This window comes from Mesorhizobium sp. CNPSo 4661 (assembly GCF_057784215.1).
On sequence record NZ_JBWGIO010000003.1, the window covers coordinates 68,351 to 80,712 of the forward strand.

Annotated in this window: 13 protein-coding genes and 1 tRNA gene; 6 read left to right on the plus strand and 8 right to left on the minus strand. The window is 63.7% G+C overall.

What is annotated here, in order from left to right; all coding sequences use genetic code 11:
* The first annotated feature begins 6 nt into the window (after positions 1-6).
* Together AC0YKC_RS05090 and rnd are read left to right on the plus strand one after the other, a co-directional pair.
* Positions 7-1,218 carry an MFS transporter gene (locus AC0YKC_RS05090; protein WP_488510357.1) on the plus strand — a complete coding sequence of 404 codons (1,212 nt, stop codon included), beginning with the start codon at positions 7-9 and terminating at the stop codon, positions 1,216-1,218.
* A 129-nt stretch (positions 1,219-1,347) separates the two neighbouring features.
* On the plus strand, positions 1,348-2,499 hold the full coding sequence (gene rnd / locus AC0YKC_RS05095) for a ribonuclease D (protein WP_320297318.1): 1,152 nt from the start codon (positions 1,348-1,350) through the stop codon (positions 2,497-2,499).
* 7 nt (positions 2,500-2,506) lie between these two features.
* Here the strand turns inward: rnd and AC0YKC_RS05100 are convergent, their stop codons facing one another.
* The 4 genes from AC0YKC_RS05100 to AC0YKC_RS05115 all read right to left on the minus strand — a co-directional run bounded on the left by AC0YKC_RS05100 (position 2,507) and on the right by AC0YKC_RS05115 (position 5,443).
* Positions 2,507-2,926, minus strand: a complete 420-nt coding sequence (locus AC0YKC_RS05100; protein ID WP_488510358.1) for an MAPEG family protein — start codon at positions 2,924-2,926, stop codon at positions 2,507-2,509.
* Positions 2,927-2,946: 20 nt separating this feature from the next.
* Positions 2,947-3,495, minus strand: a complete 549-nt coding sequence (locus AC0YKC_RS05105) for a hypothetical protein (RefSeq protein WP_320297320.1) — start codon at positions 3,493-3,495, stop codon at positions 2,947-2,949.
* A 43-nt stretch (positions 3,496-3,538) separates the two neighbouring features.
* Positions 3,539-5,041: an IMP dehydrogenase gene (gene guaB / locus AC0YKC_RS05110; RefSeq protein WP_320297321.1), complete on the minus strand. Its 1,503-nt coding sequence runs from the start codon at positions 5,039-5,041 to the stop codon at positions 3,539-3,541.
* 165 nt (positions 5,042-5,206) lie between these two features.
* A complete protein-coding gene (locus AC0YKC_RS05115; protein ID WP_320297322.1) occupies positions 5,207-5,443 on the minus strand; it encodes a type II toxin-antitoxin system Phd/YefM family antitoxin in 237 nt (78 codons plus the stop codon).
* Between the two features lie 207 nt (positions 5,444-5,650).
* Between AC0YKC_RS05115 and AC0YKC_RS05120 the strand changes: the two genes are divergently transcribed.
* The gene (locus AC0YKC_RS05120) at positions 5,651-7,072 is read left to right on the plus strand and encodes an MFS transporter (protein ID WP_488510359.1); all 1,422 of its coding nucleotides are present in this window, start codon (positions 5,651-5,653) and stop codon (positions 7,070-7,072) included.
* Positions 7,073-7,231: 159 nt separating this feature from the next.
* On the opposite strand, the gene AC0YKC_RS05125 is transcribed toward AC0YKC_RS05120, so the two are convergent.
* Entirely contained in the window at positions 7,232-7,927 is a 696-nt protein-coding gene (locus tag AC0YKC_RS05125; protein ID WP_434722462.1) for an RlmE family RNA methyltransferase, read from the minus strand.
* Positions 7,924-9,285, minus strand: coding sequence for a Ppx/GppA phosphatase family protein (locus tag AC0YKC_RS05130; RefSeq protein WP_488510360.1), 1,362 nt, complete (start codon positions 9,283-9,285; stop codon positions 7,924-7,926). Before AC0YKC_RS05130 ends, AC0YKC_RS05125 begins: the two co-directional genes overlap by 4 nt.
* Positions 9,286-9,548: 263 nt before the next feature.
* On the opposite strand from AC0YKC_RS05130, the gene AC0YKC_RS05135 reads away from it, so the two are divergent.
* Positions 9,549-10,481 carry a lysylphosphatidylglycerol synthase transmembrane domain-containing protein gene (locus tag AC0YKC_RS05135; protein ID WP_488510361.1) on the plus strand — a complete coding sequence of 311 codons (933 nt, stop codon included), beginning with the start codon at positions 9,549-9,551 and terminating at the stop codon, positions 10,479-10,481.
* Between the two features lie 145 nt (positions 10,482-10,626).
* Positions 10,627-10,700: transfer RNA gene (locus AC0YKC_RS05140), tRNA-Gln, on the plus strand.
* A gap of 120 nt (positions 10,701-10,820) precedes the next feature.
* On the opposite strand, the gene AC0YKC_RS05145 is transcribed toward AC0YKC_RS05140, so the two are convergent.
* The gene (locus AC0YKC_RS05145) at positions 10,821-10,997 is read right to left on the minus strand and encodes a hypothetical protein (protein WP_488510362.1); all 177 of its coding nucleotides are present in this window, start codon (positions 10,995-10,997) and stop codon (positions 10,821-10,823) included.
* A 69-nt stretch (positions 10,998-11,066) separates the two neighbouring features.
* On the opposite strand from AC0YKC_RS05145, the gene AC0YKC_RS05150 reads away from it, so the two are divergent.
* Entirely contained in the window at positions 11,067-11,498 is a 432-nt protein-coding gene (locus AC0YKC_RS05150; protein WP_488510363.1) for a hypothetical protein, read from the plus strand.
* A gap of 239 nt (positions 11,499-11,737) precedes the next feature.
* Here AC0YKC_RS05150 and AC0YKC_RS05155 read toward each other — a convergent pair whose 3' ends face one another.
* The gene (locus AC0YKC_RS05155) at positions 11,738-12,256 is read right to left on the minus strand and encodes a DUF2867 domain-containing protein (RefSeq protein ID WP_488510364.1); all 519 of its coding nucleotides are present in this window, start codon (positions 12,254-12,256) and stop codon (positions 11,738-11,740) included.
* Between the last annotated feature and the right edge of the window lie 106 nt (positions 12,257-12,362).

Here is a 12,362-nt window from a genome sequence, read left to right on the forward strand (position 1 = left end):
TTGCCCATGATGACCCTTGGCCCGAAACTCGCCCCCCAGCACCGCGTCTATGCCGGCTTCGCGATCTATTCCTTTGCCATGGGCAACATTTTTCCGCGCCTGCCCGACATCAAGCGAGCCATGGGGATCGAGGACGGCACGCTCGGTCTGGCCCTGATCGGCACGCCCATCGCTACCTTGATCGCGCTGACGCTGGCGACGCCGATCCTGGAGCGCGTCGGCTTTCGCCGCGCGCTGTTGTGGCTGGTGCCGCTGCTCGCGCTCGCCTATGCCATCGCGGTGCACGCACCGGGCCCGGCCGCTCTGTTCCTGATGCTGCTCCCGGTCGGATTGATGATCGGCAGCATCGAGATCATCTTGAATGTCGAGGCCGACAGGACCGAGTTCCTGCTCCAACGCCGCATCATGAACCGGGCACATTCATTCTGGAGCATCGGCTTCTTCGGCGCCGGCCTGTTCGGCAGCGCCGTGGCTCATCTCGGCCTGTCACCGCAAGTGCATCTGGCGCTGGTCGTGCCGATTGTGGCGGTTGCGATGGCGTTGTTCCTCGGCAATTTCGAACCGGCGCCCGCCCGCTTCGCCGCGACCGGCGACAAGCCGCCGATGTATGCCCGGCCGACTCTGCCGATCCTCATCCTCGTCGCGGTGACACTATCGGCCATGCTGATGGAAGGGGCCAGCATGGACTGGTCGGCGATCTATATGCGCACCGTGTTCGACTCAGGGCCCTTCGTTGCCGGCTTCACCGTGGCGCTGTTCGCCTTCTCGCAGGCGACGACACGCTTCTTCGCCGACAGCTTTGTAGATCGCCACTCACCGAGCGGCGTGGCGCGCGTGCTGCTGGCGACAATGCTGGTCGGCGTGTTCATCGTCTTCTTCTCGCCCCTGCCCTTCGTCTCGATGCTGGGCTTCGCGCTTCTGGGCATCGGCAGCAGCGCCATCTTTCCGCTGGCGATCTCGGCGGCGGCGCAGCGCACCGACCGTCCCGCGGCGATCAATGTCGCCGCCTTGTCGCAGATCTCCTTCGTCGCCTTTCTGCTTGGTCCGCCGCTGCTCGGCTTCGTATCGGATCACTGGGGCATCCGCTCGGCCTTCGGCATCGGCCTCCCCTTCATCCTGCTCAGCCTGGCCGCCGCCGGCGCGCTTGGCCGACGGTCCGCGGCCGAAGTCGCGGATATCGCACGGCCAAGAGTGGAAGCGCCGGTCGCAGAGGCCTGAAACACTGCGCCCAGCCGTCGGATATCGAGATCGCGCGAAACTAGCGGTGCGTGACGACGTCGCGGCGCTTGACGAAAGCGCGCGCGGCTGAAATTGAAAGAGGCCTAATATTGTGCCAAAAGCGATTTGATGCACGTCATTACCACACAAGAAGAACTCGAGAGCGTTGTCGCGGCGTTCGAAAAGTCGGAATTCGTTACCGTCGATACCGAATTCATCCGCGAGACGACCTTTTGGCCGATCCTCTGCCTGATCCAGATTGCCGCGCCTGGGATTGAGGCGCTTATCGATCCATTGTCGCCCGGCATCGACCTGAAACCATTCTTCCGGCTCATGGCCAACGAGGCGGTGCTGAAGGTCTTCCACGCGGCGCGGCAGGACATCGAAATCATCGTCCATCTCGGCGATCTGGTGCCGCATCCGGTGTTCGACACCCAGGTGGCGGCTATGGTCTGCGGCTTCGGCGACAGCGTTTCCTATGACCAGCTCGTCCAGAAGGTCACCGGAGCCCGGCTGGACAAGTCCTCGCGCTTCACCGACTGGCGGCACCGGCCGCTCTCCGACAAGCAGCTCGAATACGCGCTTGCCGACGTCACCCACCTGATCGAGGTCTACCAGCATCTCAGCGCCGAGCTGAAGCGCGAGGATCGCGCCCATTGGCTGAACGAGGAGATGGATGTGCTGACCTCGCGCGAGACCTACGATCCGCATCCCGAAGATGCCTGGAAGCGGCTGAAGATGAGGCTGCGCAAGCCGCAGGAGCTGGCGATCGTGCAGGCGGTGGCCGCCTGGCGCGAACGCGAGGCGCGCGAGCGCGACGTGCCGCGCGGCCGCGTGCTCAAGGATGATGCCATCTACGAGATCGCGCAGCAGGCGCCGCGCGACGCGGCGGCGCTCGGCAAGCTGCGCACAACGCCGAAAGGCTGGGAGCGCTCCGCGACGGCAATCGCGCTGCTTGGCGCGGTCAACGCGGCGCTGGCGCTGCCCAAGGACTCGATGCCGAAACTGCCGAAAAGCGTGCAGCCGCCGGAAGGATCGAGCGCGGCGGCGGAACTGCTCAAGGTGCTGCTCAGGATCGTCGCGGAGAAGGAAGGCGTCGCCACCAAGGTGCTTGCCTCCAGCGACGATATCGACCGCATAGCGGCCGAGGGCGACGAGGCCGACGTGGCGGCGCTGCAGGGCTGGCGGCGCGCCGTTTTCGGCGAGCAGGCGCTAAGGCTGGTCCGCGGCGAGATCGGCATCAAATTCGACAGGCGCAGGATCGCGGTGTTCGATCTTTAGCGCCTCTTCACACCGCCCCAGCCAGGTGCAGCGCAAACCAGATCCAGGCAACCAAAAGTATGCCCGCGCCGAGGAAGAAGGCGCGGCTGCGGTGCAGCACATAATTTCTGTCGAGATGCACCCAGGCGTGGATATAGCGCGTGGCTATGAACAGCCACATCAATGCCAGAGTCAGGTAGTTCACGCCATTGGTGACGAACAGCGCCAGGCAGAGCGCGTAGAAGAGAACCGGCAGCTCGAACTGGTTGATCAGATTGTTGGCGACGGTGACGCTGGACGCCGGCTCGGTCGAGCGGACCTTGTACTGGCTGACCTTCGCTTCGCCCGATTTCACGGCGAGATAGCGCCGCTTCAGCATCACCAGATAGACGATGTAGACCAGGAGCACATGCGCCAGCATTGGCCAGAAGATGGCGGTCTGGTGCATATGTGCGCCCTCTCCTCCCGTCAGCGCCGCCGTTGCCCGGCCAGCGCGAAGAATGCGACGACGAAGACTGGGATCGCCAGCAACGCGAATTTGGTGACGGTCAGCGAAGAGGCGAAGGCCAGCGAATCGGGATTGGCCAACTGGAAATCGGAAAGCAGCCGCGCCAAGGCAAAATTCTGGGCGTAGTCGGCGACCGTGTAGGGCAACACCAGGACGAGCGAGAACAAGGCCTGCAGTTGCGCCGGCATGGCTCGGAAGGTGCTGAGCCGCCTGCCGAAGGCAAGGATGAGGCTGACCAGCGTCAGCGACAGCAGGGCCGGGAACAAAAGGTCGAAGGTCAAATAGTGCCAGACGATGATGATCTCGCCGCCGCGACGGCCGAGTGCTGTGAGCCACGCCATGCCTTCGTCGGGCGTGAAGCCGGCGACGCGCATGTCGAGCGAAGCCAGGCCACCGCTCAGACGCTGGAAATAGAGAAACTCCAGCGCCGTCATGGCAAGGAAAAGCGCAATTGAGGCGATGGAGAGGGCCGCCGCGTGCCGCGACAGCCGCAGAACCGCCACGCTCAAGCCACGCCACAGGCCCTGGCGGTCGGCCTGATCGGCCTCCCGATCAAATTCCGCCCGGGTAATTTGGGCTTTCGCGGGTGATCGTGACGTCATGGGCGTGGCTTTCACGAAGTCCGGCATTGGATATGCGCACAAAAGTGGCGCGCTCGCGGAAGTCTGCAAGGTCACGTCCACCCACATAACCCATAGCGGCTTTCAGGCCGCCTGCAAGCTGGTGCAGCACGCCAGCCACAGGTCCTTTGTAGGGAACCTGCCCTTCAATGCCCTCCGGAACCAGTTTGAGGGTGTCGCGGACCTCGGCCTGAAAGTAGCGATCGGCCGAGCCGCGCGCCATGGCGCCGACAGAGCCCATGCCGCGATACGCCTTGAAGGAGCGGCCCTGGTGCAGATAGACCTCGCCCGGGCTCTCCTCCGTGCCGGCCAGCAGCGAGCCGATCATGGCGGCACCAGCGCCGGCGGCGAGCGCCTTGGCGAGGTCGCCGGAATATTTGATGCCGCCATCGGCGATCACCGTCGCACCCGACTTCTGCGCCATCTCCACCGCCGACATGATCGCCGAGAGCTGCGGCACGCCGACGCCGGCGACGATGCGCGTGGTGCAGATCGAGCCTGGGCCGATGCCGACCTTGACGGCGTCTGCGCCGGCATCGATCAGCGCCTTCGTGCCTTCCGCGGTGGCGACGTTGCCGGCCAAGATGCGCACTGAATTGGAGAGTTTCTTCGCCCGCGTCACCGCATCCAGGACACGCTGCGAATGGCCATGCGCGGTGTCGATGACGAGCAGGTCGACGCCGGCGTCGATCAGGCGCTCTGCACGCTCGAAGCCGTCATCGCCGACGCTGGTGGCGGCGGCGGCGCGCAGGCGTCCCTGGGCGTCCTTGGTGGCATGCGGGTTGAGCTGCGACTTCTCGATGTCCTTGACGGTGATCAGGCCAACGCAATTGCCCTTCCGGTCGACCACCACCAGCTTCTCGATGCGGTGCTTGTGAAGCAGGCGCTTGGCCTCGTCCTGGTCGACGTTCTCCTTGACGGTGATCAGGTTCTCACGCGTCATCAGCTCGTAGACCTTCTGCGCCGGATCGGAGGCAAAGCGCACGTCGCGGTTGGTGAGGATGCCGACGAGCCGGCCGACCGTGTGACCGCCGGTGCCGCCATTCTCGACCACGGGAATGCCGGAGATGCCGTTTGTGCGCATCAGCGCCAGTGCGTCGGCGAGCGTGGCGTCCGGGCCGATGGTGACCGGGTTCACCACCATGCCGGATTCGAACTTCTTCACTTGCCGGACCTGCTCGGCCTGCTCGGCCGGCGTGAGGTTGCGGTGGATGACGCCGATGCCGCCGGCCTGCGCCATGGCGATCGCCAGCCGCGCCTCGGTGACGGTGTCCATGGCCGCCGACAGGATCGGCACGTTGAGATCGATGTCACCGGCGATGCGGGTGCGGATGTCGGTTTCGCCCGGCATGACTTCGGAATGGCCGGGCTGCAGAAGCACGTCGTCGAAGGTCAGCGCCAATGCGCCGGTGGACGTTTCGATGATTTTTGCCATGGCCAGTCCTTTTGAATGCGGAAAAGGCGCCGGGCCGATTGGCCAGCGCCGACTCTCATCTTCCCTTTCAGGATTGGCGCTGGCTGGTAACACGTCCTGTCGCGGTTGAAAAGCCGATCGTTGCGCGACGCGACGGGTTCTCGTTTCGCGCTAAGACCTTCATCGTTAGTCCTCATACGCGTCGTCGCGCGTCCAGTTTTCGACAGCGACAACGGGCTGTTGCTTGAGCCGGGACAACAACGCTGCGCGCAAGTGGGGAAATAACTCCTGCGTGTCGGCAGGAATGATCCGCGCCACAGGCCGCCCATTACTGACCACGACATAGCTCTGTCCTTCACTGGCTCCACGCAGGATGAAGGAGAGTTTACGTTTAACGTCAGCTATGGGGACGGTGTTGTCCATCTCAGCACTCCATGCGGCATCGGTAGTATGGCAGTAAGCCTGGCACAATCACATTCCGTCGAGAAATTGCCCTACCAGTGGTTGCGGTCCCGCAAAAGTGACAGCAATTTAATGCGACATCCCGGCCGAGGCGTGATAACCGCCCGGTCGCACCGGTTCGCCCCCAAGCCGGGCCTAGAATCGCGAAGACAACTCAGGGCGTTTCCCTTGAACCGCATCATCCCGCTCATCCTGGCGGTCGCACTTTTCATGGAGAACATGGATTCGACCGTGATCGCGACGTCGCTGCCGGCGATCGCCGTCGACATCCACACCAGCCCGATCGCGCTGAAGCTGGCGCTGACGGCCTATCTGGTGTCGCTGGCGATCTTCATTCCAATCAGCGGCTGGATGGCGGACCGGTTCGGTGCCAAGAACGTCTTTCGCGCCGCGATCGGCGTCTTCATCGCCGGCTCGGTCGCCTGCGCGTTTGCCAATTCGTTGCCGGCCTTCGTGGTGTCGCGCTTCCTGCAAGGCATGGGCGGCGCGATGATGACGCCGGTCGGCCGTCTGGTGCTGGTGCGCGCCACGCCGAAGAACGAGCTTGTCGCGGCGATGTCCTGGCTGACCGTGCCGGCGCTGGTCGGCCCGCTGGTCGGTCCGCCGATCGGCGGCTTCATCACCACCTATTTCACCTGGCACTGGATCTTTCTCATCAACGTGCCGATCGGCCTAGTCGGCATGTGGCTCGCCACGCGCTATTTGCCGGAGACGGAGCCTGCCCGGACGCCGCCGCTCGATTTCCCCGGCTTCGTGCTTTCGGGGCTTGCGGCATCGGGCGTCGTCTTCGGCCTTTCCGTGGTCAGCCTGCCCGCCCTGCCGCCGATGGCAGGCTTCATCACGGTGGCTGTCGGGGTAATCTCCGGCGTGCTTTATCTCCTCCATGCCCGCCGTGCAAAGAACCCGCTGCTGGCCCTGGAGCTGTTCCGCAACCAGGTTTTCCGATCCTCCGTGCTCGGCGGCTCGCTGTTTCGCATCGGCATCGGCGCGGTGCCGTTCCTTTTGCCGCTGATGTTCCAGATCGGCTTCGGGCTGACGCCCTTCCAGTCCGGCATGATCACCTTCGTTTCGGCGATCGGCGCCATCGGCATGAAGTTCGTCACCGCGCTGCTGTTCCGGCTCGCCGGCTTCCGCCGCGTGCTGATCTGGGGCTCGCTTGTCGCGGCCGCCTCGATCGCCATCTACGGCCTGTTCACGCCGCAGACGCCCTATGCGCTGATGCTGGCGATACTCCTGGTCGGCGGCTTCATCCGCTCGATGTTCTTCACCGGCGTCAATGCGCTCTCCTATGCCGAGATCACGCCCGCCGACACCAGCAAGGCGACGCCGATCACCGCGGTCTTCCAGCAATTGTCGATCGCGCTCGGCGTGGCGCTGGCCGGCGGCATCCTCGAAGTGTCGACGTCCATCCATGGCGGATCGCTGACGCTCAGCGATTTCCACATCGCCTTCTTCATCGTGGCGGCCGTCTCGGCGGCGGCGTCGATCACCTTCATGCGGCTGGCGCCGGACGCCGGCAATGCCGTTTCCGGGCATGGACGGCTGACAACGCCGAAGACGCTGGAAACGGCGGGAACCGCGGGGAAGTAGCCCCTTGCCTTCTCCCCTTGTGGGAGAAGATGGATCGGCGCGCAGCGCCGAGACGGATGAGGGGTGTTCCAGGGAAAGCCAACGTCTCACTCCGCTGGAGCACCCCTCATCCGTCGCCTTCGGCGACACCTTCTCCCACAAGGGGAGAAGGGAGAGGCGCTACCCCTTGAACTCCTTGGCCAGCAGATAAAGCTCCACCGACTCATCCCGCGAGGCCGGCGGCTTGACGTGATGGACCGAGCGGAAATTCTGCTTCAGCAGCGACAAAAGCTCGTTCTCGGCGCCGCCCTGAAAAGTCTTGGCGAGGAAATGCCCGCCCGGCCTCAGGACGTGCAGCGCAAAATCGGCCGCGACTTCGCACAGATGCATGGTGCGCAAATGGTCGGTGCGGCGGTGCCCGGTCGTGGGCGCCGCCATATCGGACAACACCACATCCGGCTGGCCGCCCAGCGCCTCGGCAAGTTTTTGCGGCGCATCGGGTTCGAGGAAATCCATCTGCAGGATGACCGCGCCCGGAACCGCGTCCATTTCGAGATAGTCGATACCGACGACATGCGGATTCTCCGCCGTCGACTTCGTCCGCGCGGCCGCCACCTGGCACCAGCCGCCAGGGGCAGCACCCAGGTCGATCACTTTCATGCCGGGCTTCAACAAGTGATGCTTGTCGTCGATCTCGATCAGCTTGTAGGCGGCGCGGGAGCGATACCCGTCTGCCTTGGAGCGCTGCACATAAGGATCGTTCATGTGGCGCTCGAGCCAGCGACGCGAGGATTCCTTCAGACCGCTCTTCTTCTTGATCCGGGTCTTCAGCACGCGAATGCTTCCCGAACCCGGCTTTTCAGGTTTCTTGCTCATGGTCGGCCGCCACGCCAGACGCCGTCATCGGCCATCAGCTCGCTCAGGATACCCTCGCGCAAGCCGCGATCGGCGACGCGCAGCCGCTCGGACGGCCAGACGCCCCGGATCGCTTCCAGGATGGCGCAGCCGGCGAGCACGAGATCGGCGCGGTCGGCGCCGATGCAGGGGTTGGCGCAACGCTGCTGGAAATCCCAGCCGATCAGCCGCTCGATCATGCGATCGACGCTGTCGCGGTCCATCCAGAGCCCGTCGACGCGGCGGCGGTCGTATCGCTCGAGATCGAGATGCACGCCGGCCAGCGTCGTCACCGTGCCGGAGGTGCCGAGCAGATGGAAGTTTGGACTGGCCAGCACATGCGCGAGCCTGTCTCGGCCGTCGAAGACCTTCAGCCGCGCGGCCACGTCGTCGACCATGGCGGCAAAGGTCTCGCGCGTGACCGTGCGTCCACCGAAGCGCTCGGCGAGCGACACCACGCCGACAGGCAGCGAGGTCCACGACACGATGTGGTTGGCGAGCCGAGGAGAGCGCCGTCCGGTCAGGTCGATCAAGGCAATTTCCGACGAGCCGCCGCCAATGTCGAACAGCACCACGCCCTGCGTGTCGCGCTCGACAAGCGAGCCGCAGCCGGAAACGGCAAGGCGGGCCTCGGTCTGGCGGTCGATGATCTCGAGCTTCAGCCCGGCCTCGCGCTCGACACGATCCAGGAACTCGACGCCGTTGGCGGCCGAACGGCAGGCTTCGGTGGCGATCAGCCTGGCTTTCCTGATCTTGCGGTTGCGCAGCTTGTCGCCGCAGATCTTCAGCGCCTCGACGGCGCGGTCCATCGCGGCCTGGCTCAGGCGGCCGCTGGCCGTGAGCCCCTCGCCCAGCCTGACGATGCGCGAGAAAGCGTCGATGACACGGAACTGGCCGTGGCGGCCGGGCACCGCGACCAGCAGCCGGCAATTGTTGGTGCCAAGGTCGAGCGCGGCGAAAACCGGCAATTCCTGCTGCGGCGGACGTGGCGGGGACTGGGGCGGCCTTGGCTCGACCTGCGACGGCGCGCTCTGAGCCTGGCTTGCGGGAATGGCGGCGGGCGCGGCAGGCGGCGGGGCGCCGTTGTCGTCGCGCGCAAACACCTTGCGACCGCGCCGGCGCTTGCGGCGCTTGCGCGTCTTGCCTTTCGGCGGATCGCCCTGCTGGTCGGCCAGGCTCGCGCCAGTCTGCCTCTGGTTGGCATGTCTGGGGTCGGCATGTCTTTGGTGCGCACCCGCGTGGCGGCTGAATCGCGCCGGCTGCGAGCCTGCCGACTGCGTCGGCGATGCCCCGGACATGCCCACTGCCGACGCGCCCGCGCCGGTATCGTGGTCTTCCACTTCAGTTCCTTCCGGCGCCGCGCGAACCGGGAACGGACGCAGCAGGCACCTCGATTTGTTTCAAGTTGGCGACAGAGTAGCAGTGCCCTTCGCAATCACCAAGAGCGCGAGGCCGAATTTCGCTGACGTCACATTTGCCAGCGTCACGTTGGGGCAACGTCTTGCCGGTTGAATAGCCGGCTTCAATCAGGCATGTCTCAAATGAGGGTTCGAAGGGCTTGGGCACATCAAATCAATGAGCTGCAACGCATGATGACGACGCCATGAATTGGAGGCGCTATTTCTGGCCGGTCGTAGGGATCGCGGCCGTCGCGTTCTCGCTGTGGCTGCTCATTCATGAACTGCGCGGCATTTCACTCGACGATGTCTGGGCCGGCATCGCCGCCATCCCGCCGCGCGGCTGGGTGCTCGCGGCGCTGAGCTCGGTTGTCGCCTACGCCTCGCTCGCCGGCTACGACCACATCGCGCTGCTGCATCTCGGCAAGAAAGTATCGTGGCTGTTCGTCACGCTGTGCTCCTTCACCACCTACGCGGTGTCGCACAATATCGGCGGCTCCGTGTTTTCCGGCGCGGTCATCCGTTACCGTGCCTATGCCACGCGGGGGCTGACTGGCCAGGAAATCGGCGTGCTGGTGGCCATCTGCTGGTTCACATTCATCCTCTCCAGCGTTTTCCTCGGCGGCGTCATTCTGTTGCTGGAACCCCAGATCGTCGATCGTTTCACGGGCGCGCCGCATCATGGCGCGACCTTCGCCGCCGGGTTCGCCATGCTCATTCTCGTCGGCGCCTACACCTTCGGCAGCTGGCTACGGCTGAGACCGCTGAAGATCGGCTCCTTCCAGATGCACTACCCGGCGCTGCCGATCGTCGCGCGGCAATTGCTGGTCGGCCCGGTCGAACTGCTGGGGGCCGCCGCGATCATCTATTTTGTCCTGCCCGGGGCCGGCAATCCCGGCTATTTCGCGGTGCTCGGCGTGTTCATGGTGTCGTTCTCGATCGGGCTCCTCTCGCATGCGCCTGGCGCGCTTGGCGTGTTCGAAGTCGTCTTCCTCACCGGGCTTTCGGACATGGACCCGGTCGGCGTGCTCGCCGCACTCCTGGTGTTCCGCCTGTTCTATCTCATCATTCCCCTGCTGATCGGCCTTGGCGTGGTGCTCTATTTCGAGCATTCGCAATACAGCCGCGGAGAGAGTTGAGGCCTTGCGAGCGCCCGAAGGAAGTCACCGGCAAAAAGGCTGCGGTTGATCTCAGTTGCGGGCTTGACTATTTTCGGATGGCGGCTACAAGGCAGCGCTCGCGGCACATGAGCCGCCCGCTTCGCGCGGTACCAGCCGCGCCTGCTGGGGAATAGGTTAACGGTAGACCCACGGACTCTGACTCCGTTAGTCCTGGTTCGAATCCAGGTTCCCCAGCCAAGCTTACTTTTGTGATTGTCTTCTCAATCTTAGGCGACGTCGAGACGCGGCGCTGACGTGCCCGCGACTCGCGAGGAATGACTGCCATTAACCGGCACAGCTCGGATTTTCAGGCAAACCTTATCTCAAGCCTCCCCAAATGTTCGACGACAAGTGTTTGGTTGTTGGCATCACCGGCCAGCCAATATCCATCTGAATTTCGTGCGTCAGGCCGTTCAGCATGCGCTCGGTCTTGCGGGCATCCTGCGCATATTTCAAGGCCGCGCCCATGCGGCTCAACGTCTTCATGATCGACATAGACTTCATCCCTGGTTCGCCATGGCTCTCGCGGAGACAATCCCCGCCGCCTTCACCATGGCGATTTAAATGATCGGCCACCGTTTCCGGCGCATTGCACGCAAGCACGAGGCCCGTAACGAGAACCGGCCGCCGCTGAAACATTTGCATGCAAACGAGCCCATCACGGCTTGCGAGGCGTCGGCCAACTCGGCCTGCTGCCGTATGACAAGTTGCCATTTCGAAACAAACTCGCGCTCATGCGCCATCAAACCGAAACCCAACTGCGGGAAAACCGCTACCGACCGGCACGACCGGAATTCAAACGAAGGAAAAAACGAAATGTCCAAGATCGTTCGCAATGCAATTCTCGCCGTTGTTGCTGTCTCCGGCCTGGCCGGTTCGGCTTATGCTCAGCAGACGACCGTCAATTCGTGCAGCAACCACGACGATTACTATGGCATGTGCCTGGGTGCCGCGAACAACGGCGGCCACCATGACAGCCGCGGCGATCGTCGCTGATCGGCACGTCCGCTGAAAAAAGCCCCGCAGGCATCTCGCCGGCGGGGCTTCTTTCTGTTCGAAGCGATGCTATTCGTCCCAGCGAGTGGGATGGCCCTGATCACCAGACGGCGCCGGATTGACCGGAATAGAGGGGGGCAATCTCCCGCTGACGTCTCGAAAGGATGCAGCCCGCATCGCCGGCAGTTGGGAGCGCCCCTGCCGTATTTTATCGTTTAAAATTCGAGGTTCCTGCAGCTCTACTGCATGTGCGTTTGTGCGCAGCGTGCCAGGTTGGCCCTGACCACGAGGTGATGAAAAGGCCTGATTGCGTTGAGATAGGTGAAGCCCAAGGCATTGTGGGTATGCACAACGGTTGTCGCGATGAGCAACGTACCCGTTGGAGAATGGCGTCGGAGCAGAGATAGCCGGAAGTCCAGGTGTCGGTCATCCGTGCCGAGCACAATTTCGTCCTTGCCTTCCCAGTGCACCGGGAAGAAGTCCACCCGTTCACGGCTGTCCTGGGACGACCTGACCGTATCGGAGGTTTTGATGCCAAAGGGCGTAACCATGGCGTCGCGCAGCGCGATCAACGCCTTTTGCCACGCGGGTGGATTGACGAGCGTCCGCGTCGCCAACTCGCGCATGCTCGACTGTTCCGATGCGCTCAAGTCAATGCTGTAGCTATCGAGTGAACTGGCGTTCTCGTACCAGTTCGCAACGATACTTTCCGACGGCGGCGTCGTCCGGCGTACCTGCGGTTTGCGGTCTAAACCCATGCTGAAAGCTCAATCATGGCAGTTTTTGCGACAGCTGGCCAATAGCGGTGAGGGAGGACATGCCCTGGAACGGAAGCCGATCGGAAACGATATAATATTGTGCGTG